Source organism: Kitasatospora cathayae (assembly GCF_027627435.1).
Lineage (GTDB): Bacteria > Actinomycetota > Actinomycetes > Streptomycetales > Streptomycetaceae > Kitasatospora > Kitasatospora cathayae.
In genome coordinates this window covers 526,851-550,566 of record NZ_CP115450.1, presented here as the reverse complement: position 1 = coordinate 550,566, position 23,716 = coordinate 526,851, and the positions used below count along the sequence as shown (strand labels likewise).

Sequence of the window (23,716 nt, the reverse complement as noted above, 5' to 3'; positions counted from 1 at the left end):
CATGACCAACCCCTTCGACGACCAGGACGGCACCTTCCTCGTGCTCGTCAACGACGAGAACCAGCACTCGCTGTGGCCGCAGTTCGCGGACGTCCCCGACGGCTGGACCGTCGCCCACGGCCCCGACACCCACGCCGCCTGCCTGGAGCACGTCGAGCAGTCCTGGACCGACATGCGGCCCAGGAGCCTCGCCGAGGCCATGGACGCCCAGCGGTAGCCGACGTGACCTTCACCGACACCACGGACGAGGCCCGCTCCACCGCGGGCCTCGCCCCGCCCCACGACCTCGCCGCGGACCTGCTCACCCCCGAGGCCCGGCGGGATCCGTACCCGTTCTACGCCCGGATGCGCCGCGAGGACCCGGTCCACCGCAGCGCCCAGGGCATCTGGTACCTCACCCGCTACGCCGACGTCGAGGCCGCCCTCGGCGACCTGAGGCTCTCCAACGACCGCGACCGGATGACCCACGCCTACGCCGCGCTCGGCGGAGACCTGAAGGCCTTCAGCCGCCTCACCGACCGGCTCGGCCGGGTGATGACCAACACCGACCCGCCGGATCACGGCCGGCTGCGCAGGCTGGCCAACCGCGCCTTCACCGCCCGGCGGGTCGAAGCCCTGCGCGGCGGCATCCAACGGATCGTCGACCAGCTGGTCGACCGGGCCGTCCAGGCCGGCCCGGCCATGGACCTGATCGAGGCGGTCGCCGCCCCGCTGCCGATGTCCGTGGTCTGCGAGCTCTTCGGCATCCCGCCGGAGGACCTCCCGCAGGTCGAGACCTGGTTCCGCCGCTTCGGCCGGCTGAGCGAGGACATCGACAAGTCCGAGGAGGCGATCGGGCAGTACGAGGAGTACCTCGCCCGGCTCGTCCGCCGGCGCCGGACCGACCCTGGCGACGACCTGATCAGTGCCCTGGTCGCCACCCAGGCGCAGGACGACCGGCTCACCGACTCCGAACTGCTGTCCACCTGCTTCGTCCTGATCACCGCCGGCGACGAGACCACCACCCACCTGATCGGCAACGGCGTGCTCGCCCTGCTGCGCCACCCCGACCAGCTGGCCCGGCTGCGCGCGGACCCGGGGCTGATCCGGGGCGCCGTCGAGGAACTCGCCCGCTACGACACGGTGACCCAGGCGATCGTCCGGGTCGTCGCGGAGGACCTGGAGATCGGCGGGCGGACGCTGCGGGAGGGCGAGCTGGCGTACCTGTTCCTCGCCGCGACCAACCGCGACCCCGAGCGCTTCGAGGACCCGGACCGGCTCGACCTGACCCGCCTCGACAACCGGCACCTGAGCTTCGGTCACGGCCCGCACTTCTGCCTCGGCGGCCCGCTGGCCAAGCTCCAGGCCGAGGTGGCGATCGGCACACTGGTCCGTCGGCTGCCGCAGCTGCGGCTGGCCGACGAGGCGGCGCTCGACTGGCAGCCCAACCCGTTGCAACGCCGGCTGAGCGCCCTCCCGGTCACCTACCTCACAACTGAACGATGACGAAGGAGAACTGATCATGACCCGAGAGTTCGAGGTCCGCCGGGAACAGGACCTGCCGGCCACGCCCGAGCAGGTCTGGGCCGCGGTCGCCACCGGCGCCGGCAACCTCGGCTGGCTGTACCCGATGGAGGTCGAGCCGCGCGTCGGCGGAAGGGCCACCCGGGGCGACTCCACCGTCGTGGCGTGGGAACCGCCGCACCACTTCGCCGTGCGGGCGACCCAGGACGGCGGGTTCTCCAACACGCTCAGCTATCAGATCGAGCGGGTCGACGGCGGCACGAGCCACCTGCGGATGGGGATCCACTGGGTGCACACCGGCGTCGTCGACGACGCCTGGCGGTGGGACGCCAAGTCGGACGCGGCCGAGAAGCACGTCGACTTCTACCAGCACGCCCTCGCCGAGTACCTCCGGCACTTCGCCGGCCGCCCCGCCGTCTACGTCAGGGCCCAGCGCCCCGAACCCACCGCCGACCCGGCCGACTTCGCCGCCCTGCGCCGCCGCCTCGGCCTCCCCGCGGACGTGGCCGTCGGCGATCGGCTGACGCTCGACCTCCCCGGTACGGACGGCGGCTCGCGGGAGGTGGTCGTGGACTGGCTCAGCGCCGACTTCGTCGGCCTGCGCGGCCCGGACGCGCTCTACCGGTTCTTCAACGGCAGCACCTGGAACGTGCCGATCTGGCTGGGCCACCACCTGTTCGCCGAGGACGCCGACGAGCAGCGGGCCACCAAGGCGTGGAACGCCTGGCTCAACGACACCCAAGCCTAGGACCCGCGATGGAAACCTCAACCGCAACCCTGCTCTACGCCGCCGAACTCGTCGAGGAGAACGGCACCTACACGCTCGTCGTCCAGGACGTGCGGCGCGACACCGTCCAGACCACCCCGGTCCCCAAGGCCATGGTCGACAAGCTCCCGACCTTCCTCTCGGCACTCGCCGCCAAGCTCAACCCGACGCCGCCGCGCGGCCGCTGGTAGCCCGCCCCAGCCGCCGGCCCGGGCACCGCGCCCGGGCCGGCCTGCGGAGCGGCCTCGGTCGGGCGCGGCGGACTCGGGCCCACCTCCAGGTAGTTGGCCTCCAGGGATCCGGCGCACCAGAGGCGGTCGGACGCGCTGATCACAGTCGTCACTCGGAAGCCCGACGGTTCCGACGGTGTCCGAGAGTGCCGCTGCGGTTTCAGCCGAGCGGCTTGTCGAGGATCGCCTTGGAGTGGCTGAACGTGTCGATGGAGTACTCGCCGTGGTAGCGGCCCATGCCACTCTCGCCGACGCCGCCGAACGGCAGCTCGGGGACCGCCAGGTGCGACACGGGCAGGCCGAAGACGAGCGCACCGGACGAAGTCTCCGCGGCCAGCCGCTGCTTGGTGCGGTCGGATTCGGTGAAGGCATACAGCGCGAGCGGCTTGTCGCGCTCGTTGATGAAGGCGATCGCCGCGTCGAGGTCGGGCACGGTGATGATCGGCAGGATCGGTCCGAAGATCTCCTCCCGCATCACGGGAACCGCGGGCGAGACGTCGGCGAGCACGGTGGGTGCGAGGTAGCGGGTGGCGCGGTCGTGGTCGCCGCCGGTGACGACGCGTCCCTCGGCGAGCAGAGCGGTGAGACGGTCGAAGTGGCGCTCGTTGACGATCCGCCCGTACTCGGGGTCACCGGCCGGGTCGTCGCCGTAGGTCGCTCGGACGGCGGCGGCCAGTTCGGCCTCGAGTGCGGCGGCGGTGTCGCCGATGGCCAGTACGTAGTCGGGGGCGACGCAGGTCTGGCCGGCGTTGAGGAACTTGCCGCGGGCGATCCGCTGCGCGGTCACGGACAGGTCGACACCGGGCTCGACCACGACGGGGCTCTTGCCGCCGAGTTCGAGGGTGACGGGGGTGAGGTGCTTGGCCGCGGCCGCCATGACGATGCGCCCGACCGTGCCGTTGCCGGTGTAGAAGATGTGGTCGAAGCGCTGCTCCAGCAGTGCGGTGGTCTCCGGGACGGCGCCCTCCACGACGGCGACGGCCTGCGGGTCGAGGTAGCGGGGCAGCAGACGGGCGATGGCCGCCGAGGTCGCCGGGGCCAGCTCGCTGGGCTTGACCACCGCGGTGTTGCCGGCCGCCAGGGCGCCCACGAGCGGGGCGAGGGCCAGCTGCAGCGGGTAGTTCCACGGGGCGATGATCAGCACCACGCCGAGCGGGTCGCGGACCACCCGGGCCTCGGCCGGAAGGAAGGCGTCGGGAACGGCGGCCGGCTTCGGGTGCAGCCACTCCTCCAGGTGCTTCACCGTGTGATCGAGCTCGTTGACGGTGAAGGCCACCTCGGTGCGGTACGCCTCGGCGGCGCCCTTGCCCAGGTCGGCGTTGAGGGCGGCCAGGAGAGCCTCCGACTGCTCGGTGAGCAGCGAGCGCAAGGCCCGCAGCTGGCCGAGGCGCCAGTTGAGCGGCTTGGTGCGCCCGGACCGGAACGTGGCGCGCAGCCGCTTCACGACGGTGCCGGCGTCGGTGGCGAGGGCCTCGACCAGCCGGTGGGCGAGCGCCGCGGAGGAGGCCGGATTCTGCCCGGTGTACAGGTTGCGGTCGACGACGGTGTGCGGGGTGAAGGGAGCGGCCTCGGCGAAGTCGGCGCCCAGCTCGACCAGACGGTCCTGGACCAGCCACTCGGCGCGGTCGGCCAGGCCGGCCGCGGTCTCCTCCGCGTTGGTGAACGCGGTCATGCGGTAGCCGGCGAAGGGCCAGCTGCCGTCCGCGCGGCGCGCGGCGAGCAGCGCGGCCGGTGCGTGGCAGACCACGCCGAGCGGCCGGCCCGAGTCGAGGGTGTGGGTGAGGATCCGGCCGGACGCCTCGTTGACCGCGAGGTCCTCCATGGGGCCGTGGCCGCCGGGGTAGAAGACCAGGTCGTAGGCGTCCGGGTCGACGTCCTCCAGCCTGGCGGGACTGGTGAGCGAGGCCCGGATGGAGTCGAGGTACGGGGCGATGTCATCGGCCCGCTCCTGGCCTCCGTTGGCCGCAGCGGTCAGGCTGCCGCGGTCGACGGTGGCCGCGACACCGCCGGGGGTGGCGATGGTGATCTCGTAGCCGGCCTCGCGGAAGACGCGGTGCGGCTCGGCGAGCTCCTCGGCCCAGTAGCCGGTCGGGTGGATGGTGCCGTCGGCGAGAGTCCAGTGCGTGGCTCCGGTGACGACGAAGAGGGCGGCGGTCATGGTGGTGCTCCAGAACGAGTTGAGATCTTCGATGGTTGAAGATCTCAAGTAATGCCTTCGACGGTAGGCTCAATGGTTGGCGTTGTCAACCAATCCTGCCTGTGCTCGAGCCATGGCCAGTGTCACCCCGCCCACCGTCGGCGCACCTTCCAGCGCCTGCTGAGCCGGGGCGGGTGCGGTGCTCGCGCCCGCTCCCAGGGCTCACACCCTTGCGCCCGGTATCGCGGCACCATATGCTCGGATCCAAGTAATCGACTCCAAGTATATCGCCGAGCCGACGCACTGGAGCCCCCGTGCCCACTCCTGAACCCCCCGCCGTCCAGAGGCCCCCGAAACGCCCCGCCAACGCCCTCGCCCTCGCCGTACTCGGGTTACTGCTGGAGCAGCCGATGCACCCCCACGCCATGGCCGCCGCGCTCCGTGAGCGCGGCATGGACCGAGCGTTCAAGCTGACGACCGGATCGCTCTACGACACCGTCCGCGCGCTCACGCGGGACGGGTGGATCGAGGCGGACGGCACCGAGCAGGTCGGCAACCGTCCGGCCCGCACCGTCTACCGCCACACCCCCGCCGGGCGGGACGGCTTCACCGACTGGCTCGACGAGCTGATCCGCGAGCCCTCACCCGAGTACCCGCGGTTCCTCTCCGCCGTCGGATACCTCGGCGCGCTGGGCCGCGTCCGCGCCGCGGCGGCGTTGCGCGAGCGGGCCGCCGCGCTGCGGGAGCGGATCGCGCAGGACGCCGAGGGCTACCGCGCGGCCCGCGAGGAGCACAACGCGCCGCGCCTGTTCGTCATCGAGGCCGAGTACGCCGCCGCCATGGCACAGGCCGAGCTGGCCTGGGTGGAGCGCACCGCCGACGAGATCGAGCGCGGGACGCTGACCTGGCCGGAAGGGGGCGGACGATGAGTGACGGCGCGTCGAAGGACGAGGTCGTCGACGTCCTGATCGCCGGAGCCGGGCCGGCCGGGCTGACGCTCGCCGGGGAGCTGGCGCGCGCGGGGGTGCGGGCGCTGGTCCTGGAGCGGGAGCCCGAACCGCCCGGCTTCTGCCGCGGGTTCAACCTCAACGCCCGGAGCCTGGAGCTGCTCGACCGCCGGGGCCTCGCCGCCCGCTTCCTCGCCGAGGGGCCGACCGTCCCGACGACGATCTTCGTCGGCCCCTCCCGCCTCGACCTCGCCGCCATGCGCACGAAGCACCCCTACGCCCTCGGCATCCCCCAGACCCGCGTGGAGGAGCTGCTCGCCGAGTGGGCCGTGGGGTCGGGCGCGCGCCTGGTCCGCGGCCGGCGCCTCACCGGGCTGCGACAGGACGACGACGGCGTGACGGTCGAGGTGGACGGCGTGGACGGCCCGTCGACCGTGCGCTGCCGATGGCTGGTCGGCTGCGACGGGGGCCGCAGCACGGTGCGCAAGGCGGCCGGGATCGGCTTCCCCGGGACACCCGCACGCAAGTTCACCCTGCTCGGGGACGTGACCCTCGCCGACCCGTCGGCCGTCTCGTTCGGCCCCAACACCGGACCCGACGGCCGCTCGGTGTTCGCGATCCCGCGCCCCGGCTACGTCCGTCTCATCACCGCCGATCCCGCACCGCCCGCGGACCCGCACGAGCCGGTGCCGCTCGATTCCTTCCAACGCGCGGTCGACGCCGCGCTGGGACACCGGGCCGAGATCGCCGAGGCGCTGTGGCTGACCCGGTTCGGGGACGCGGCGCGGCTCGCCGAGCGGTTCCGGACCGGCCGGGTGCTACTCGCCGGCGACGCCGCGCACATCCACCCCCCGGCGGGCGCCATCGGCGTCAACGCGGCGATCGACGACGCCGTCAACCTGGGCTGGAAGCTGGCCCTGGTGACGCGCGGGCAGGCGGCCGCCACGCTGCTCGACACCTACCACGACGAGCGCCACGCGGCCGGCGAACGCCTGCTCCGCAACACCCGCGCGCAGGCGGTGCTCGCCCAGGCGAACGGGGACGAGGACCACCTGGCCCCCGTCCGCGACCTGCTCGCCGAGCTGGCCGGGTCCGCTGACACGGCCGGGCCGCTGGCCGAGGCGATCACCGCGGTCGGCACCCGCTACCCCGCCTCCGGAGACCCCGGACACCCGTGGGCGGGACGGATGGTGCCGGACGTCCCGCTGGGGCAGGACGGCGAGGACAGCCTCACGGCGCTGCTGACCCGGTCGCCCGGCGGCGCACTGCTGCTCGACGGCTCGGCGAGCTCGCACGCCCTCTCCGCCGCCGCCCGTCCATGGGCGGACCGGGTCACCACCGCCCGTACCCACCCGCACGCCCTGGAGCGCGCCCACGCGGTCCTCGTCCGCCCGGACGGGCACGCGGCGTGGATCGGCGCCCCGTCGACACCGGGGGACGCAGCCGCGGAGGAGCTGCGGGAGAACCTCGCGCGCTGGTTCGGCCGGGGTCGGATCGCCACCGAACCGCGGGCGGGGCAACAGGCGTGACACCGGTGCCGTGGCGGTCCGGCGGCCTCCGAACTCGGGCCGGGGCCACGGCACTTCTCAGTCCGCCCAGACCCGGACCAGGCAGCGGTGGGCGGACGGGTCGGGTGGGTCGGTGAAGGCGGTGCGGCCGTGCAGCACGACGGTGTTGTCCAGCCAGAGGAGGTCTCCCGGCCGCAGGGGGATGCGAAGGAGGGTGCGCGGGTCGGACAGGATCCGGTCGACGGCGTCGAGGGCCGTCCGCTCCTCGGAGGTCAGGGGCACGCCGGCTTCGTGCTGGGCGCGTTCGATCCCGCGCCTGTTGTAGTGCACGCGCAGCTCGGCGCCGTCCCGCTGGAAGACGGGCCGGAGCCGGTCGAAGCCGGCCCCCCGGCCGAAGTGGAAGTCCCGGTGGAGGCGGGGCAGGGCCCAGGGATCCTCGGTGAGCAGCCGGTTGTGCACGGTGTGGCCGCTGGCCAGGAGGGTCTCTCCGCCCTGTGCCGCCGGCCGTACGGCCAGCAGCCCGAGCAGTTTCGGCGGATGGGGTGCCGGCGTCCGGTCGGTGTGCGGGGTGAGGGCGAGGTTGGTCTTGCCCAGTCCGGCGTTGTCGACCACGGTGATGAGGCCACCGGGGTCCGCCGGCCTCGGGGTGCCCAGCGAGGCGGCGAGCCGGCGACACATCGCGGCGCACTCCTGGTCGGTGCGACCGTCCACCGGGAGGCCTCGGAGGACGACGAACCCGCGGCCGTTCCGCACCCGCTGGGTGACCCGCGTGGCCAGCTCGGCCAGTGCCGGTGCCGCGTGCTCCCGCCGTCCGCCCAGCGCACGTGAGCAGGCGGGTGGCAGCGGGATCAGCCAGTCCGCCTCGCTGAGTTCGTGGCCGTTCCACGCCGTGGGTGCTTCGATGGGGGAGGGCTGGGACAACTGTTCACCTTTCCGCGGCACCTGCTGACGAACCGGCGAATCGAGTGGTGACGGGGTTGGGCAGCAGCGCCCAGTGGTCGCCCGCCGGCGAGAGCCGCATCATCGTCAGTGCCTTGACCGGCAGTTGCTCCGTCCGCAGTGCCAGCAGGTCGGGGGCCGGGGGGAGGTCGCGGGTGGCGGCGTCGAGCAGGTCGCCCAGTTCCGCGGCGTTCCCGGCGAGGGGGCCCAGTGCGCCCGTGATCAGACAGCTGAGGACCTTGCGGCGCAGGACGGTGGGGTCGTCCTCGAGGAGCCGGCCGGTGATCGGGGGTGCGGGGAAGCCGTGGCGGACCAGCCGGGCGGGGCTGACCCGGATGTCGGCGAGGTCCCGGTAGACGAGTCTCCGGGTCCGCAGCTCCAGGTCGACCACCGCGAGGAGGTTCTGCCCGTGCGCTTCCAGGGCCACCCCCAGGTCGAGCAGGTCCAGGCAGACGCCGAGGGCCAACCGCGCGAAGTCGGTGACGCGCGCCCGTCGTTCGCGCGGGCTGAGGGAGGCGAGGTGCCCGGACAGCTCGGCCACGGGGATCACCTGTTCGTCCGTCCCGGCGTGGACGTACGGTGATTCGCGCAGGACCGCCGCCAGTTCCGGCGTGCCCGCCCCGGCGGCGGCCAGTGTCCGGGTGACGTGCAGTCGGCCGTCCAGCCGGTCCGCGACCCGGGTTGCCAGTTCGGAGGTGGCCAGCGCGTGGTCCACCGAATAGGCCGAGATGTCCCGCACCTGGGAGGTGAGCCGGGCGCTCAACGCGGTCTTCACATGGATCCGGCGGTCGAGGGCGAGCGTCCGCAGGGACAGCAACGGATGGGCTGGCGGGCCGGACAGCACCGGCCGGCCGGCGAGGACGTGCTCGGCCTGCCAGGGGTGCACCGGGAGCAGCACGGTGTCCCCGTCCCGCCACTGGGAGGGCCACGGTCCCCGCACGATCGCCCCCGTCACGGGCGCGAGCCGCAGACCGACCACCGGCCGGTGTTCGGGGGCGTAGGCCAGCTGCTCGGCGGCCGAGAAGCCGGGCCGGGAGCGGCAGGTGGGGTGGTACGGGTGGCCGTCCGGTGACCGCTGCTCCCACTCCCAGGGCTCCGACGGCGGCCCGGCCGCGGGAGGAGCCGTCCGGGAGAGCGCCAAGGAGGCGACGCTGTGGTCGAGTTCGGCGGCGAACGGGGCGCCGCCGGGTACGGGCAGCGCCGCCATCAGCCGGGCCGGATGGTCGTACGGGACGCCGTCCAGCTCCACGACGGCGACCGCAGTCCCCGTTGCCCACGGATCCGACGGCGGACCGTGCAGCCGTCGCCCGTCGGCGAGTCGGATCGAGATCCCGGCACTTCCGCGAGTACGGGCCGCGATCCACGGCAGCGGTTCATGGACCAGCCCGCGCCACAGCCGGGCCAGCACCGTAGCCCGGGCCCCGGGCAGGGCGGCGAGGTAGGCGGACGTCAATTCCGGTCGAACGCTTTCCAGTTCCTCGGCAAGCTCGCGTTCGGCGGATGTGTCGCACACCCCGTTGTTCTACCGCGGGCGGACGACCGCCACACATACTGCTCCTCGATGAATACTTTCGCCCGCGAAGCCGATGCCCTGGCCATGGCGCCCTTGCTCAACTGTCTGCTCAGGGAAGCCGCCCTGCCGGCCTCGGAACCGGCCTCGGAACCCGCGGCCGGTCGCGCGGTCCACCGCCTGCGCGCCACCGGCCGGCTGCTGCGCGTGCGCACCGGCCACCGCTCCGGCGCACCCGAGCTCTGGACCGGCACGACCTGGCAACCCGTGCGTCACAGTGGCCTGATCGACCTCGCCGCCCAGGAGATGCGTGCCGTCACCGGACACTCCAACGCCGCCCTGGCCGCCGAGATGACCGCCGGCCGTGAGGTCGTCGAGGCCCTCCTCGCCGCCCGCTCCCGGACCGTCCCGCCGGACAGCGTGTGGCTGCGCTCCGAGCAGGCCCTGGTCATGGGCCACCCCTACCACCCGGCCCCCAAGGCCCGCAGCGGCGGTGGCCCGCCCGGTTCCTGGCTGCGCTACGCACCGGAGACGCACGCCCGCTTCCCGCTCGTCCTGCTGGGCGTGCGCGAGGACGCGGCGGTCGACGACGGCGACACCCGCGCCGTGGACACCCTGGGCCGGGCACCCGACGGGTACCGGCTGCTCCCCGTCCATCCCTGGCAGTTCGACCTCACCCGCCACCTGCCGGCGGTGCGCGCCGCCTTCACCGAGGGCCGCCTCGTCCACCTGGGCCACACGCCCTGGGACGCCCGGGCCACCGCCTCGGTGCGCACGGTCCACGTCCCCGGCGGCGCCGAACGCCCCGGGGCGTCCGGGGACTTGTTCCTGAAGTTCAGCCTGGAGGTGCAGATCACCAACGACGTCCGGCGGATCCGCCGGCACGAGCTGCGCCACGTGCGCCGCACCGACCCGCTGGTCACCGCGGCCTTCCGGGCCATGGGCGACCCCGCGGCGTGGCTGAGCGAACGCGGGTACCGCACGGTTCGCGGCCTGGAGGAGACCTTCCCCGTCCTGGTCCGCGACGGCCTGGACGAGCACCTGCTCCCGGGCGCCACCGCACTGCTGGCCGCGGCCCTCACCGAGGGCTTCGACGGCGATCCGCTCGACCGCCTCACCGACCCGCTGCTGTGGTGGTCGGCCTACCTGGACCGCGTGGTCCCGCCCGTGCTGGAGGCCTACGCCCGGCACGGCATCGCCGTGGAGTGCCACCTCCAGAACACGCTGATCGCCGTCGGCCCGGACGGTCTGCCCGTGCAGGCCCTCTTCCGCGACGCCGAAGGCGCCAGGGCGATCCCCGCGACGCCCCGGGAGGCCGCCTGGCAGCGCCTGACCTACTGTCTCGTCGTCAACAACCTGACCGGGATCGCCGACGCCCTCACCCAGCGCTTCCCCGCCGCCGCGGAGGCCCTGTGGTCGCTGGCGCGGCAGGCGGTCCAACGCTGCGACAAGGAGCTCGGCCTCCCGGCGGCCGAGAACTTGCTCGCCGCGGCAACGGTCCCGTGCAAGGCCAACCTGCTGTCCCGCTGGATCGACGCGGACGGTACCGAACCCTGCTACGTCCCCGTCCCCAACCCGCTGGTCGGCCACCCTTGAGGCCTGCTGGGCTACCTGATGCGGGCGAGGAAGTCGAGCACCCGACGGGTTGCCTGCGCCGCCGCGTGCTCGTCGTGCGAGGGCAGACTGCTGTCGGTGAACAGGTGCCTGTCTCCGGGATAGAGGAACAGCTCGGCAGCCGGTGCCGTCCCGACGAGCGCGCGGGCCGCGTCCACATCGCCTTCCCCGGCGAAGAACGGATCCCCGTCCATGCCGTGGACCTGGACGGGGACGCCCTGGGGCCAGGCACCGCCGAACTCCGAAACCGGAAGGCACGCCTCCAGCAGCAGCGCGCCCTTGGCGCCGGGGCGGGTCTGGGCCAGCTTCTGCGCCGGCAGCACGCCGAGCGAGAACCCGAGGTAGACGAGCTCCGCGGGCAGCTCCTCGGCGGCGGCCGTCCCGCGCTCGACGACCGTGCCGAACCCGATGCTCTCGGCGTAGTCGATGCCCTCGTCGAGCCGGCTGAACACGCGCTCCTCGAACAGGTCCGGAACGTGGACGCGGTGCCCGGCCCGTCGAAGCCGCTCGGCGAACTCGCGGACGCCGGCGGTCAATCCGTGTCCGTGGTGGAAGACCAGCACCTCAGCCATGTCATTCTCCTCGTGCCGCGGTGCCCGGGCGGCGCCGCGGCACGAGTATGACGCGCGGTACTGACACCGGCGGTTGCCCGGCCCGGGGTGCCGCGGCCGCTGTCGCTCCGCATCCGAAGGGCCGACTGCAATTTCAAAGTGATATGTCACACCCTATTGATTGGGATGGGGCGTTCATGACACCGTGCCAGGCGACGCCTCCACAGCACGTACGTGAGGCGAACCCCCCACCCCCCACAAGGAGTGACGATGCGTCACCGACTTCGGCTACCCCGAGCACTGGCCGTGCTCGCCGCCGCAAGTACCGCCATCACCGGCCTCGCAGCCGCCCCGAGCTTCGCCGCCCCCACGGTGCAGACGGGTCAGCAGGCGAGCCAGGCCCCCCGCCCCGCGCACCTCGGCGGCATAGCCCCCACCGGCACCGCCTTCGGTCTCGACACCAACGCGCAGACCCAGGCCGGCCGGCTCGCACCTGCCCAACTCCCGCCGCGCTCCCCGCAGTCGGCCGTGCCGCAGGCCCCGAAGCCCAAGCTCGCCAAGGCCCCGGCCCGAGCAGCGGCAGGCCAGGCCACCGTCGAAACCTCCTGCACCCCGGCCGACTTCAGCGGCCGCACCGGCGCGGACCTGGTCGGCTACGTCCAGGGTTCGACCATCGACTGCATCAGCTCGCTGTTCCGCATCACCGGCGGCGACGCCAACGGCGTGTTCAAGCAGAGCCAGATGATCGCGGTGGCCGACGGCCTGCGCAGCGCCGCCGCCTCGTACACCGGCGACAACTCGACCGGCGTCTTCCAGCTGGTCTACTTCCTCCAGGCCGGCTTCTACGTGCAGTACTACCACCCGGGCGACGTCGGCACCTACGACGCGACCCTGACCAGCGCCGTGCAGGCCGCGCTGGACACCCTGGTGGCCAGCCCGCACTTCCTGGACGTCAACGAGGGCAACGGCCAGGTCGCGGGCCAGGCGATGATCCTCAGCGACAGCGCCAACCTCCAGGCCCACTACCTCAACACCTACCAGCGGGTGCTGAACGCGTACAACAGCTCGTGGGACTCGTCCTGGTACATGGTGAACTTCGTCAACAGCGTGTACACCCCGATCTTCCGCGGCCACCAGAACGCCGACTACGTCGCGGCCGTCACCGCCGACCCGAGCCTGATCAACACCCTCGACAGCTTCGCGCTGAACCACCGGAGCATGCTCGGCGGCAACAACTCCTTCCTGGACTCCAACGCCGGTCTGGAGACGGCCCGGTTCATCGAGCACCCGGCGCTGGTGAACACCGTCCGGCCGCTGATCAAGGGCCTGATGGACGTCTCGTCGATCACCGGCCCGACGGCGCCGCTGTGGGTCGGCGTGGCCGGCATGGCCGCGTTCTACGACAAGGCGAACTGCTCGTACTACGGCGTCTGCGACCTGCCGGCGCGGCTCAAGGCCGCCGCCCTGCCGGTCAGCCACACCTGCGACGCCACCCACAGCATCCTGGCGCAGAGCCTGACCGCCGCCGATCTCGCCGCCGTCTGCGCCAGCCTGCAGAACCAGGACCCGTTCTTCCACAACCTGGTCAAGGACAACGGTCCGATCGCCGGCCAGTACGAGAACTCGCTGCAGATGGTGGTCTTCGCCTCCCCCCTGGACTACCAGACCTACGCGGGCGGCATCTACGGCGTCAGCACCAACAACGGCGGCATCACGCTGATCGGCGACCCGACCGCCCCCGCCAACCAGCCGATCTCGCTGACCTACCAGAACGGCAACGACGGCTTCACGGCAGGCATCTGGAACCTCAACCACGAGTACACCCACGCCCTCGACGGCCGGCTCGACATGAAGGGCGACTTCACCCAGCAGATCTCCGTGCCGGACGTCTGGTGGATCGAGGGCGTCGCCGAGTACGTGTCCTACACCTACCGGAACGTCACCGACACCGGTGCGATGGCCGAGGCGCCCAAGCACACCTACGCGCTCAGCACGCTGTTCCAGAACACCTACGACAACAGCGACACCACCCGCACCTACCCGTGGGGCTACCTGGCGGTCCGCTTCATGGTCGAGAAGCACCCGGACGTCATCCAGACCATGCTGGGCCACTTCCGGACCGGCGACTACACCGGCGGCTACGCGGTCTACAACTCGATCGGCACCGCGTACGACGCCGAGTTCAACACCTGGCTGGACGCCTGCGCCGCAGGCGCCTGCGCGGTGGGCGGCGCACCGACCGCCGCCTTCAGCGCCGTCCCGTCCGGCCTGGACGTCCGGTTCACCGACCGGTCGACCGAGTCCGGCGGCGGCAGCATCGTCTCCTGGGCCTGGAACTTCGGTGACGGTGCCACCTCCACCGCCCAGAACCCCGCGCACACCTACGCCGCGGCCGGCAACTACGACGTCAGCCTCACGGTGACCGACGGCAACGGGAAGACCAACACCATCACCCAGTCCGTCACGGCCAGCGCCGTCACCGCCTGCACCGCGGCCGACACCCGGGTGCTGGACAAGAACTGCTCCCGCACCAACCAGTCCGCGACCGCCGGCAACCTGGACTACTACTACATCTACCTGCCGGCCGGCACCACCACCCTGAAGATCGACAGCTCCGGCGGCACCGGCACCGCGTACCTGCTCTACAACCCCGACAGCTGGGCCACGCCGAACGACTACACCGACGGCTCGACCACCTACGGCACCACCGACCAGAGCCTGACCGTCACCAACACCACGGCGGGCTACCGCTACATCAGCCTCTACGCCCAGACCGACTTCAGCGGCGTGACCATCACCACCCAGTACTGATCCGACCACAGCGCGGCGGCCCGGAGCACCCGCTCCGGGCCGCCGTCCGCGCGCATGCCGCCGGGCAGCGACGCTACGGCGCCTGACGTCGGTTTCCCCCCGGCACACCCATGCGGGTGATCCTGCCGCCGGTCCGGTGAGGCTTCGCCGGGGTCGTTCCGTCCGGGGTGGTTGGCTGTCCGGCGACCCCGGGCTCTCCCGTTCGGCAGCGGACCGGTGGGCCGCACTCCGTGGGTTCCTGGGCAGCTGGAGGTGGTCGGTGGTGACGGCTCGGAACCGGTCCCGGTCGGGGCGGGCCGCCGAGGCGCTGCGGCGCCTCGGCGGAATCCCCGGGCGGATCCGTGCCGCGGTCGGCGCCCGGATGTCCGCGGTCGTGCAACGGCTCGAGCGAGTGCCCGCGCCGCCCGGACCGTTCCGGCCCGGGTTCTGGCGCAGCCCGATCCGCGGGCCGTGGCTGACCTCGGTGTTCGGGCTGGTCCTGCTCGTCGGGATCCCGGTCCTCTTCGTGACCGGGGCACTGTCCTACGCCGCCTACAACCCCGGCCTCGGCCCGCTCAACGACCAGACACCGGGCAAGGGCCCGCTGGGCTTCTACCTCTTCGACTGGCCGGCCGGACCGACCTGGCTCTACCGGGTCACCCAGGGCGTCCACGTCACGCTCGGCGTCGTCCTGGTCCCGGTGGTGCTGGCCAAGCTGTGGTCGGTGATCCCGAAGCTGTTCGAATGGCCGCCCGCGCGCGGCGCCGCCCACGCCCTGGAGCGACTGTCGCTGCTGATGCTGGTCGGCGGGGCGGTGTTCGAGTTCGCGACCGGGATCCTCAACATCCAGCTCCACTACGTCTTCCCGGGATCCTTCTACACCCTGCACTTCTACGGGGCGTGGGTGTTCATCGCCGCGTTCGCCGTCCACGTCGCCCTCAGACTCGGCCGGATGCTCCGCGCCCTGAACTCGCGCTCCCTGCTGCGGGAGCTGCGCACCGGCCTCGCCGACACCCGGCCCGAACCGCCGGACGCCGAAGGCCTCGTGGCGGTGGCCCCGGCCCCGCCGACGATCGCCCGGCGCGGTGCGCTGGCGCTGGTGGGCGCCGGGTCCCTGGTCCTGTTCGCGGTCACCGCGGGGCAGAGCCTCGGCGGCCGGCTCCGGCCCACCGCGCTGCTGGCACCGCACAACCGCGACCCGCAGGAGGGGCCGAACGGCTTCCAGATCAACAAGACGGCCGCCTCCGTGGGCGTCTCGGCGGCGATGGTCGGCCCCGACTGGCGGCTGGAGCTGCACGGCGCCGGGCCGGTACAGGCGTTCACCCGGGAGCAACTGCTCGCGATGGGGCGGCATTCGGCCCGGCTGCCGATCGCCTGCGTGGAGGGCTGGTCCACCGAGGACCAGCTCTGGAGCGGACTGCGGCTCGCCGACCTGGCCGCGCTGGCCGGTCTGCCGGACGCGGCGAGCGTGCTCGTGGAGTCGGTCCAACCGCCCGGCCCGTACGCCTCCGTGGTGCTGCGCGGCAACCAGATCCGCGAACCGCGCTCGCTGCTCGCCCTGCACGTCAACGGGGCCGACCTCTCGCTCGACCACGGCTACCCGGCCCGCGTCATCGTCCCCGCCAATCCCGGCGTGAACAACACCAAGTGGGTCCGTCGACTGACCTTCCGGACGTGAGGGCCTGACGATGGACCGCCGCGCACCCTTCCTCCGCTGGTACGGCGCAGGGCCGCTGCACCTGCTCGTGCTCCTCGCCTCGTTCGCTCTGACCGGCTACGCGGTCGAGCGACTCGTGGCGGTGCGGCCCCTCGCGGTGGCCGTCTGGTTCGTCGGCGCGGCCGTCGCCCACGACCTCGTCCTGCTCCCGCTCTACTCGCTGGCCGACCTCTCCGCCCGGTCCGTACTGCGCCATCGCCCCGGGCCGGCGCCGACCGTGGGCTGGATCAACTACCTCCGGGTGCCCGCGCTCCTGTCCGGCCTCCTGCTGCTGGTCTGGTTCCCCCTGATCCTCGACCTCTCCGTGCCCTACCCGGGCGCCACCGGGCTGTCGGAGGAGGTCTACCTCGGCCGGTGGCTCGCCATCACCGGAGTCCTCTTCGGCGCGGCCGCCGTCGGCCTCGCGCTCAAGCTCCGCCGTGGTCGACGAACCGGGCGCTCCACGCGGTCCGACGGCGTTCGGAAACCGTAAGGCCGTGGTCCGCGGAGTCCGCCCCGGTCGGCTCCTACAGTGGCGGGGACGCTCTTCCGAAGCTTCCCACGAGAGGTAGGACAGATGACGGCAGGTCAGGAGAGGCCGCGGGCGGAGCTGGGTGTGATCGGCGGCTCGGGGCTGTACGCGCTGCTGGACGAGGTGACCGAGGTGCGGGTCGACACGCCGTACGGGCCGCCCAGCGACGCGCTGTTCCTCGGCGAGGTGGCCGGCCGGCGGGTCGCCTTCCTGCCCCGGCACGGGCGTGGTCACGGACTGCCGCCGCACCGGATCAACTACCGCGCCAACCTGTGGGCGTTGCACTCCCTGGGCGTTCGGCAGGTGCTGGGCCCGTGCGCGGTGGGCGGGCTGCGGGCGGAGTACGGACCGGGCACGCTGCTGGTGCCGGACCAGTTCGTGGACCGCACCTCGGGCCGGGTGCAGACCTACTACGACGGGCAGCCGCTGCCGGACGGCTCGGTGCCCGGGGTGGTGCACGTGCCGATGGCCGACCCGTACTGCCCGGCCGGGCGGCAGACCGTCCTGGAGGCGGCGCGCGGGGCGGCGTGGGAGCCGGTGGACGGCGGGACGCTGGTGGTGATCGAGGGCCCGCGCTTCTCCACCCGGGCCGAGTCCCGCTGGTTCACCGCCAACGGCTGGTCGGCGGTCGGCATGACCGGGCACCCGGAGGCCGTGCTGGCACGTGAACTCGGGCTCTGCTACGCCTCGTTGGCGCTGGTCACCGACCACGACGCCGGGGTGGGGAGCGGGGACGGAGTCACCCACACCGAGGTGCTGGAGGTCTTCGCGGGCAACGTCGACCGACTGCGCACGGTGCTGTTCAAGGCCCTGGAGGCCCTGCCCGCCGTCCGGGAGTGCCCCTGCCCGCACGCGCTGGACGGCCTCACCACCGGTCTGCCCGGCGTCCCGGGCGACTGACCGGCCCGTGCTCACCCGGACCCTGCCCTGCGCCGTCGCCCTCACCGCACTGGTGACGGCCCTCGCCCTCACCGTGACCGGCGGCGGGACGCTCGGCGACCGCCCGCCGCTCTACGACTGGTACGCCCTCGACACCGCCCTGTTCGCGCTCGCGCTGCTCCTGCTGCGGAGGGTGGGCGACCGCCAGGTGGTGCCGGTCGTCCTGGCCGGGAGCCTGCTGGTCGCCGCGACCGGGCTGCTCGCGCCGCCCCGCACCAGCGACGACGCCTACCGCTACGTGTGGGACGGGCGGGTCCAGGCGGCCGGCATCTCCCCCTACGCGTACGCCCCGGACGACCCGGCCCTGTTCCGGCTGCGCGATCCGGGCCTCTTCCCGGACGGCGACGGCTGCAAAGCCTGGGACGAGCACCGGACCGCGGCCGGGGACTGCATCCGGATCAACCGGCCCGCCGTGCACACCATCTATCCGCCGGTCGCGGAGGCGTGGTTCCTCGTCGCGCACCCCTTCGGCGGTGGAGTGCGCGGCATGCAGGTCGGCGGCGCCCTGCTGGCGGTCGCCACCACCGGCACGCTGCTCCTCGTCGGTGGGCGGAGCCGGCGGGCGGCGCTGTGGGGCTGGTGCCCGGGCGTGACGGTGTGGGCCGTCAACGACGCGCACGTCGACGCCCTCGGCGCGCTCCTCATGGTGGCCGGGCTGGGCTGCGCCGCCCGCCGCCGGCGCGGCGCCGGCGGCGCCCTGCTCGGCGCGGCGGTGGCGACCAAGCTGCTGCCGGCGCTCGCCCTGCCCGGCGCGGTGTCCGCGCTGCTGGCGCGGCGGCCGACCAGGCGGGACCTGGTGCTGTTCGGGTCGGCCCTCGGCACGTTCGCGGCGGTCTACCTCCCGTACGTCCTGGCCTCGGGCCTGGGCGTGCTGGGCTACCTGCCCGGCTACCTGCGGGAGGAGGGGTACGAGCAGGGGCACCTCGAACGGTTCGGCCTGCTGCGGGTGGTGCTGCCCGACCGCTGGGCCCCGTGGGCGGCCGCCCTGGCGCTGGCGGCGGTGGTGCTGTGGGTGCTGCGGCGCGGTGACCCGGACCGGCCCTGGCGGGGCGCGTTCCTGGTGACCGGGACGGCCCTGCTGCTCGTCGCACCGAGCTACCCCTGGTACGGACTCCTGCTGGTGGCCCTGGTCGCACTGGACGGACGGTGGGAGTGGCTGGCCGTCCCCGCGGCCGGGCAGGTGCTCTACCTGGAGGGCGGTGAGGACGCCCAGCGCGCCGCGTACGGTGCCGCCCTGGTCTGCGTGCTCGTGGTACCACTGCTGCGCTGGGCCGCGCGGGCCGTGCTGGTCCGGGCGGCGAGCCGGTCGGCGAGCAGGGCGCGGCCGCAGATGACGAAAGTCTGACGGGAGGCCGCCGCCACTGGCCCCGGCCCTGGTCGAACTGGTCGAATCGTCGCGTGGACAGAACAGACGAAGAGGACAGGGGCACCCCGGTCGGGCGGCGGGTGGTGCTGGGGCTGCTCGGGCTCGGGGCGGTCGGCGTGGCCGCCGGACCGTTCCTGCAACGCGCCGAGTCGGCGTTGGCGCAGCGGGACCCGAGCGGCCTGAGCGGGCTGCTGCCCGGCAACAACGGCTTCCGGTACTACTCGGTGGTGACCTCCGTCCCCGAGCGGGACGCGGCGAGCTACACCCTCACCGTGGACGGCCTGGTCGAGCGCCCCGCCACCCACCGGCTGGCCGACCTGCAGGCCATGCCGCAGCGACGGCTGGTCAAGGACGTCCAGTGCGTCACCGGCTGGCGGGTGCCGGACACCCCGTTCGAAGGAGTGCCGCTGTCCCATCTGCTGGATGCCGCCGGGGTGCGGCCGGGCGCCAAGGCCGTGCGCTTCAGCTGCTTCGATGGCGCGTACACCGAGAGCCTCACCCTGGAACAGGCCCGGCGGGACGACGTGCTCGTCGCGCTGCGCCTGCAGGACAAGCCGATCACCCACGACCACGGCGGGCCGGTGCGGCTGTACGTCGCGCCGATGTACTTCTACAAGTCGGCGAAGTGGCTCTCGGGCATCACCGTCACCGACGCGGTGGAGCCCGGGTACTGGGAGGGCAACGGTTATGACGTCGACGCCTGGGTCGGCCGGTCGAACGGGCGGGACGATGCGCCGACGAGCTGAACTGGTCCTGCGCTTCACCCGGGCCGAGCGCTGGGTGCACCGCACCACCGCCGCGCTGATGGGCGTCTGCCTGACCACGGCCGGCTGCCTCTACCTCGCGCCGCTCGCCGAACTGGTCGGCAACCGGCCGCTGGTGGTCACCCTGCACGTGTGGTGCGGCCTGGCCCTGCCGGTGCCGCTGCTGCTCGGCCTCGCCTCCCGGGCGGTGCGGGCGGACGCCACCCGGCTCAGCCGCTTCACCCCGACGGACTGGCAGTGGCTGCGGGCCGTCCGCACCCGGGCCGCGCACCGGCCGGCCGGCAAGTTCAACGCCGGGCAGAAGCTGTACGCGCAGTGGACGCTCGGCTCGATGCTGGTCATCGTCGGCAGCGGGCTGCTGATGTGGCTCACCCACCTCGCCCCGCCGGCCTGGCGCACCGGCGCGACCTTCGTGCACGACTGGCTGGCCGCCGCGATCGGCGTGGTGATCCTCGGGCACGTCCGGATGGCCTGGCGGGACCGGGAGTCACGGCTCGGGATGCGGACCGGGCTGGTCGAGCGCAGCTGGGCCGAGCGCGAGCACCCGCACTGGCAGACCGGGAAGGACCGGCCGGCCGCCGGGAACGGCGCCGCGCCCGACCGCGTGTCATCGAACGACTAGCCGTGTGTCGCTGCGAGGATTGGCCGTTGTCCGTGGAGCAGACAGGAGTTCCCCTTCATGAGCTCGAGCGCAGAGGGCCCCTCGGATTCGGAATCCTCGACGCTGGACCACATCAAGAACGGCCTGGGGCTGTTCCTGACCGCCTTCGTGGCTGCCGTGAACTTTCTCGGACTTCAGAGCTCGGAGCTCACGACGGTACTCCGCAACAACCCGCTCGAGGCTGCAGTGGTGGCCGGCATCCTGCTGCTGGCCCTGGCCATCGCGATGACGGCGACTTTCTTCTCCAACAGCCGGAGGATGCCGCCGTACTTCGTGCCGGCCATCTTCGCGGCCTGCATCGGCCTGGTCCCTCTCGTGATCTGCGTGATCGACATTCCGAGGAGGACCCCGCCCGAGGCCTGTCTGTGGGTCAGTCTCATCGCCGGCGGACTGTTCTCGGCGATGGTGGTCCTGGGCTTCTACTGGTGTGGTTGGAAAAGGTCGTTGACCTGGATTCACCGCTTTCTGAGGTATCGGACGACGGCTGTTCCGGCCGTCGTCGATCCACCGGTGTGGGCGGAGCTGCCTCCTTCCCCCGTGCCACGGACAGGTCCCAGACCGGGCATCACGTCGGTCCTTCTCATCTGCGCGGTGATCCTCACTTCTCTTGCCACCTTCGCGGCCGCCCGGCTGGAGACCAAGAGCCAGACGGCCGCGGCCTATCCGCAGATTTCCGCCTCGTTGAAGAACTCCGGATCCGTCGGGGCGGTGTCCGTCACCGTCGAGAGTTCAAAACTCGCCTATGGTGACAAGATCGGTGTCATCGTGCAGGCGGTTCCACGAACCTTCCCGCTCGCCGACACGTGCTTCGGGGGCACCGACCCGGCGAAGAAGTACTGGCGCCTCGACGACTGCCTGCTCAACGCGGTCTGCAACACCGTCCACCACGAGACGAACCCGTGCGACGTGATCACCAGCGGGTCCCTGGAACCCGATGCGAACGGAACGGTCAAAGCGGTCATCGACAACCCCGTTTCGCTGAGCGCCTACCAGTTCATCGATGTGCGGGCACAGATCTGCGACCTGGACACCACTTCCGGCAGCCACACCTGTGTGTACGACAAACGCAGGACCGCCGCCGTCTTCCTGGGAGTTCCCGCGGTGTGATCCGCTGGCCGGCAGTGGGGCCTCCGGCCGGCTCACCCCTTGCGCAGCGCGAGGAAGCGGCGTCCGTACGAGGTCCAGCGCTCCGCCTCCAGGAGGCCCGCGGCCCGGGCCCGCCGGAGGGTGGCGGTGGTGCCGAGCCGGGCCCAGGGGAAGGCCGGGCCGAGCCGGCCGTCCGCCCCCTCCACCCGGACGACGGCGCGCTCGTCCACCTCCTCCGGATCCACTTCCACCAGCAACAGTCCCTCCGGGGCGATGAGTTGGGCGCTCCGGCGGAGCAGCGCGTCCGGGTCGCCGCCGATGCCGAGGTTGCCGTCCGCGAGGAGCGCGGCGCCCCAGCGGCCCTCGGCGGGCAGGCGGTCGAAGACGGAGCGGCAGAGCGCCGGGCCGCCGAGGCCCACGGTGCGGGCGACCGCCGCCCTGGTCACGTCCACCCCGAGGACGGGCACCCCGAGGGCGAGCAGCGCGGCCACCAGCCGGCCCGGGCCGCAGCCGAGGTCGAGGACGGGCGTGGCCAGCTGGGTGCAGCGGTGCAGCAGGCTGTGGTCGGCGCCGGCCGCCGGGGCGCACCAGCGCTCGATGTCCAGGTGCAGCCGTCGGCCGTCCTCGCGGCGCAGCCACAGCGGGCCCCGGCCGGTGCGGACGGCGTCGGCGAAGGGGTCGTCCACCCAGGGCGCGGCGACCGTCAACTCGCCACCCCCGGCGCGATGTCGAGGGCTCGCAGCCGGGTGGCGAAGCGGCTCGCCGGAACCTCGTCGGCCACCTGCCGGGCGTCCTCGACGGTGTCCACGTCCGTCAGCGCGGGCAGGTGGCGGACGGTCAGGCCGGCCTGCGCCAGGCGGCGCAGGAGCGCGGCACCCGTGACCGGGGTGGACATCGGCACGCCGTGCAGGACGAGGGCGGCCAGCCGCGCGGTCGGCCGGGCCAGCCCCAGCGCCCAGAAGCCGCCGTCGGCCGCCGGGCCGTACCAGGCGTCCGCGCCCGGCCGTCGCGCGGCGGACAGCGGCTCGGCCAGCGCGGCCGCGTCGAGCTGCGGGGTGTCCATGCCGACCAGCAGCGCCGGGGCCCGCGGGGCCAGCCGGGCGGCGTGCGCGAAGGCGGCGGCCAGCCGCCGGTCCAGGCCGCCGCCGCACTGCGGGACGACCTCCCAGCCCGGCGGCAGCCAGCCGCCGGGTTCGCCGTCCAGGACCAGCAGGCGGCGGCCGGCGGGCATCGCGGACAGGGTGTGCAGGGTGTCGGCGAGCGCGGCCTCGGCCAGGGCCGCCGCCTGGGACGGGGTGCAGGGCGGGGTGAGGCGGGTCTTCACCCGGCCGGGGACGGGCGCCTTGGCGATCAGCAGCAGTGTGGGCGGCGGCGCGGCCAGCACCGCCCGCATGTCGCGGACGGCCTGGCGGGTGCCGCGCAGAGTGCCGGTGACCTTGGAGCGGCCCGCGCGGGGCAGGTAGTCGACCGGGGTCTCGGCGATCCGCAGTCCGGCGGCCGAGGCCGAGAGCACCATCTCCAGCGGGTAGCCGGAGCGCCGGTCACCGAGGCCCAGCGCCAGCAGCCGTTCGCGGCGGGCGGCCCGCATCGGACCGAGGTCGTGCAGCGGGGCGCCGGTGCGGGCCCGCAGCCGTCGGGCCAGGAAGGCGTTGGCGAGCCGCGCGTGCGGCGGCCAGGCCCCGGCGGTACTCGGCCGGCGGTGGCCGAGTACCAGGTCGGCGGTGCCGTCCAGGACCGGGCCGGCGACCCGGGGGAGCTGGGCGGGGTCGAGCGAGCCGTCGCAGTCCAGGAAGCAGACCAGGTCCGCGGTGGCGGCGCGCAGCCCGGCGTGGCAGGCGGCGCCGAAGCCGCGCCGGGGCTCCTCGACCACGGTCGCGCCGAGGGAACGGGCGAGCTCGGCGGAGCCGTCCCGGGAGCCGTTGTCCACGACGACGGCCCGCCAACCGGCCGGGATGCGCTCGAGGACCCACGGCAGCGCGGCGGATTCGTCCAGGCAGGGCAGGATGACATCGGCGACCGGTGCGGGAGGGAGGGAGGAAGTCACGCCGGTCACGCTAACCGCGGCCGGTCCCGCCCGGCCCGAACCGCGCCCTTACGGAAGTGCTACGTCGGTGCGGCGGAGCCCGTTCGGGGGATCGCGCGAAGACCCGGGATCTTACGGAACGCGAACGCCGGCC

The 23,716-nt window shown here is 73.3% G+C and carries 21 protein-coding genes and 1 pseudogene; 15 read left to right on the top strand and 7 right to left on the bottom strand.

Features of this window, described 5'->3' with window-relative positions; all coding sequences use genetic code 11:
• Nucleotide 1 precedes the first annotated feature (1 nt).
• From O1G21_RS02685 to O1G21_RS02670, 4 genes are read left to right on the top strand one after another with little or no spacing between them, the layout of a single operon-like run.
• Complete coding sequence (locus O1G21_RS02685; protein ID WP_270140401.1) at nt 2-217, top strand: MbtH family protein; 216 nt, start codon at nt 2-4, stop codon at nt 215-217.
• Nucleotides 218-222: 5 nt separating this feature from the next.
• Nucleotides 223-1,485, top strand: a complete 1,263-nt coding sequence (locus tag O1G21_RS02680) for a cytochrome P450 family protein (RefSeq protein WP_270140399.1) — start codon at nt 223-225, stop codon at nt 1,483-1,485.
• Nucleotides 1,486-1,501: 16 nt separating this feature from the next.
• Entirely contained in the window at nt 1,502-2,251 is a 750-nt protein-coding gene (locus tag O1G21_RS02675) for an SRPBCC family protein (RefSeq protein WP_270140398.1), read from the top strand.
• 8 nt (nt 2,252-2,259) lie between these two features.
• Complete coding sequence (locus O1G21_RS02670) at nt 2,260-2,460, top strand: hypothetical protein (protein ID WP_270140397.1); 201 nt, start codon at nt 2,260-2,262, stop codon at nt 2,458-2,460.
• A 199-nt stretch (nt 2,461-2,659) separates the two neighbouring features.
• Here the strand turns inward: O1G21_RS02670 and O1G21_RS02665 are convergent, their stop codons facing one another.
• A complete protein-coding gene (locus O1G21_RS02665; protein ID WP_270140395.1) occupies nt 2,660-4,657 on the bottom strand; it encodes an aldehyde dehydrogenase family protein in 1,998 nt (665 codons plus the stop codon).
• Between the two features lie 293 nt (nt 4,658-4,950).
• Between O1G21_RS02665 and O1G21_RS02660 the strand changes: the two genes are divergently transcribed.
• Both O1G21_RS02660 and O1G21_RS02655 read left to right on the top strand, forming a co-directional pair.
• Nucleotides 4,951-5,565: a PadR family transcriptional regulator gene (locus O1G21_RS02660; RefSeq protein WP_270140393.1), complete on the top strand. Its 615-nt coding sequence runs from the start codon at nt 4,951-4,953 to the stop codon at nt 5,563-5,565.
• On the top strand, nt 5,562-7,112 hold the full coding sequence (locus O1G21_RS02655) for an FAD-dependent monooxygenase (protein WP_270140391.1): 1,551 nt from the start codon (nt 5,562-5,564) through the stop codon (nt 7,110-7,112). The genes O1G21_RS02660 and O1G21_RS02655 overlap by 4 nt, the downstream gene beginning before the upstream one ends.
• A 57-nt stretch (nt 7,113-7,169) precedes the next feature.
• On the opposite strand, the gene O1G21_RS02650 is transcribed toward O1G21_RS02655, so the two are convergent.
• Both O1G21_RS02650 and O1G21_RS02645 read right to left on the bottom strand, forming a co-directional pair.
• The gene (locus O1G21_RS02650; RefSeq protein ID WP_270140390.1) at nt 7,170-8,012 is read right to left on the bottom strand and encodes a TauD/TfdA family dioxygenase; all 843 of its coding nucleotides are present in this window, start codon (nt 8,010-8,012) and stop codon (nt 7,170-7,172) included.
• Nucleotides 8,013-8,016: 4 nt separating this feature from the next.
• Nucleotides 8,017-9,543, bottom strand: a complete 1,527-nt coding sequence (locus O1G21_RS02645; protein WP_270140388.1) for an IucA/IucC family protein — start codon at nt 9,541-9,543, stop codon at nt 8,017-8,019.
• 48 nt (nt 9,544-9,591) lie between these two features.
• Here O1G21_RS02645 and O1G21_RS02640 point away from each other — a divergent pair, with 48 nt between their 5' ends.
• Nucleotides 9,592-11,136 carry an IucA/IucC family protein gene (locus O1G21_RS02640; protein WP_270140386.1) on the top strand — a complete coding sequence of 515 codons (1,545 nt, stop codon included), beginning with the start codon at nt 9,592-9,594 and terminating at the stop codon, nt 11,134-11,136.
• Between the two features lie 11 nt (nt 11,137-11,147).
• Here O1G21_RS02640 and O1G21_RS02635 read toward each other — a convergent pair whose 3' ends face one another.
• Complete coding sequence (locus O1G21_RS02635) at nt 11,148-11,726, bottom strand: dienelactone hydrolase family protein (protein WP_270140385.1); 579 nt, start codon at nt 11,724-11,726, stop codon at nt 11,148-11,150.
• Nucleotides 11,727-11,975: 249 nt separating this feature from the next.
• On the opposite strand from O1G21_RS02635, the gene O1G21_RS02630 reads away from it, so the two are divergent.
• The 8 genes from O1G21_RS02630 (at nt 11,976) to O1G21_RS02595 (ending at nt 21,560) form a co-directional block, all read left to right on the top strand.
• Nucleotides 11,976-14,516 carry a collagenase gene (locus tag O1G21_RS02630; RefSeq protein WP_270140383.1) on the top strand — a complete coding sequence of 847 codons (2,541 nt, stop codon included), beginning with the start codon at nt 11,976-11,978 and terminating at the stop codon, nt 14,514-14,516.
• A 361-nt stretch (nt 14,517-14,877) separates the two neighbouring features.
• Nucleotides 14,878-16,173: a molybdopterin-dependent oxidoreductase gene (locus tag O1G21_RS02625; protein WP_270150751.1), complete on the top strand. Its 1,296-nt coding sequence runs from the start codon at nt 14,878-14,880 to the stop codon at nt 16,171-16,173.
• Between the two features lie 10 nt (nt 16,174-16,183).
• On the top strand, nt 16,184-16,684 hold the full coding sequence (locus O1G21_RS02620) for a hypothetical protein (RefSeq protein ID WP_270140382.1): 501 nt from the start codon (nt 16,184-16,186) through the stop codon (nt 16,682-16,684).
• 84 nt (nt 16,685-16,768) lie between these two features.
• Entirely contained in the window at nt 16,769-17,623 is an 855-nt protein-coding gene (locus O1G21_RS02615) for an S-methyl-5'-thioadenosine phosphorylase (protein ID WP_270140381.1), read from the top strand.
• Between the two features lie 7 nt (nt 17,624-17,630).
• Nucleotides 17,631-19,007, top strand: coding sequence for a glycosyltransferase 87 family protein (locus O1G21_RS02610; RefSeq protein WP_270140379.1), 1,377 nt, complete (start codon nt 17,631-17,633; stop codon nt 19,005-19,007).
• Nucleotides 19,008-19,060: 53 nt separating this feature from the next.
• Entirely contained in the window at nt 19,061-19,774 is a 714-nt protein-coding gene (locus O1G21_RS02605) for a molybdopterin-dependent oxidoreductase (protein WP_270140378.1), read from the top strand.
• The gene (locus O1G21_RS02600; protein ID WP_270140376.1) at nt 19,758-20,414 is read left to right on the top strand and encodes a cytochrome b/b6 domain-containing protein; all 657 of its coding nucleotides are present in this window, start codon (nt 19,758-19,760) and stop codon (nt 20,412-20,414) included. The genes O1G21_RS02605 and O1G21_RS02600 overlap by 17 nt, the downstream gene beginning before the upstream one ends.
• Nucleotides 20,415-20,471: 57 nt before the next feature.
• Nucleotides 20,472-21,560 carry a hypothetical protein gene (locus O1G21_RS02595; protein ID WP_270140375.1) on the top strand — a complete coding sequence of 363 codons (1,089 nt, stop codon included), beginning with the start codon at nt 20,472-20,474 and terminating at the stop codon, nt 21,558-21,560.
• Nucleotides 21,561-21,592: 32 nt separating this feature from the next.
• On the opposite strand, the gene O1G21_RS02590 is transcribed toward O1G21_RS02595, so the two are convergent.
• The 3 genes and pseudogenes from O1G21_RS02590 to O1G21_RS02580 all read right to left on the bottom strand — a co-directional run.
• On the bottom strand, nt 21,593-22,246 hold the full coding sequence (locus tag O1G21_RS02590) for a class I SAM-dependent methyltransferase (RefSeq protein ID WP_270140373.1): 654 nt from the start codon (nt 22,244-22,246) through the stop codon (nt 21,593-21,595).
• Nucleotides 22,243-22,770, bottom strand: coding sequence for a DUF2064 domain-containing protein (locus tag O1G21_RS02585; protein ID WP_270150750.1), 528 nt, complete (start codon nt 22,768-22,770; stop codon nt 22,243-22,245). Before O1G21_RS02585 ends, O1G21_RS02590 begins: the two co-directional genes overlap by 4 nt.
• Nucleotides 22,771-22,905: 135 nt before the next feature.
• A pseudogene (locus O1G21_RS02580) lies at nt 22,906-23,592 on the bottom strand (glycosyltransferase family 2 protein); the annotation flags it as partial.
• Between the last annotated feature and the right edge of the window lie 124 nt (nt 23,593-23,716).

Excerpts from the sequence above, each read along its gene's own strand:
- O1G21_RS02685 (WP_270140401.1), top strand. The coding sequence starts at position 2 with ATGACCAACCCCTTCGACGACCAGGACGGCACCTTCCTCGTGCTCGTC.
- O1G21_RS02675 (WP_270140398.1), top strand. The coding sequence starts at position 1,502 with ATGACCCGAGAGTTCGAGGTCCGCCGGGAACAGGACCTGCCGGCCACG.
- O1G21_RS02670 (WP_270140397.1), top strand. The coding sequence starts at position 2,260 with ATGGAAACCTCAACCGCAACCCTGCTCTACGCCGCCGAACTCGTCGAG.
- O1G21_RS02665 (WP_270140395.1), bottom strand. The coding sequence starts at position 4,657 with ATGACCGCCGCCCTCTTCGTCGTCACCGGAGCCACGCACTGGACTCTC.
- O1G21_RS02655 (WP_270140391.1), top strand. The coding sequence starts at position 5,562 with ATGAGTGACGGCGCGTCGAAGGACGAGGTCGTCGACGTCCTGATCGCC.
- O1G21_RS02640 (WP_270140386.1), top strand. The coding sequence starts at position 9,592 with ATGAATACTTTCGCCCGCGAAGCCGATGCCCTGGCCATGGCGCCCTTG.
- O1G21_RS02635 (WP_270140385.1), bottom strand. The coding sequence starts at position 11,726 with ATGGCTGAGGTGCTGGTCTTCCACCACGGACACGGATTGACCGCCGGC.
- O1G21_RS02630 (WP_270140383.1), top strand. The coding sequence starts at position 11,976 with ATGCGTCACCGACTTCGGCTACCCCGAGCACTGGCCGTGCTCGCCGCC.
- O1G21_RS02625 (WP_270150751.1), top strand. The coding sequence starts at position 14,878 with ATGTCCGCGGTCGTGCAACGGCTCGAGCGAGTGCCCGCGCCGCCCGGA.
- O1G21_RS02620 (WP_270140382.1), top strand. The coding sequence starts at position 16,184 with ATGGACCGCCGCGCACCCTTCCTCCGCTGGTACGGCGCAGGGCCGCTG.
- O1G21_RS02615 (WP_270140381.1), top strand. The coding sequence starts at position 16,769 with ATGACGGCAGGTCAGGAGAGGCCGCGGGCGGAGCTGGGTGTGATCGGC.
- O1G21_RS02600 (WP_270140376.1), top strand. The coding sequence starts at position 19,758 with ATGCGCCGACGAGCTGAACTGGTCCTGCGCTTCACCCGGGCCGAGCGC.
- O1G21_RS02595 (WP_270140375.1), top strand. The coding sequence starts at position 20,472 with ATGAGCTCGAGCGCAGAGGGCCCCTCGGATTCGGAATCCTCGACGCTG.
- O1G21_RS02585 (WP_270150750.1), bottom strand. The coding sequence starts at position 22,770 with ATGCCCGCCGGCCGCCGCCTGCTGGTCCTGGACGGCGAACCCGGCGGC.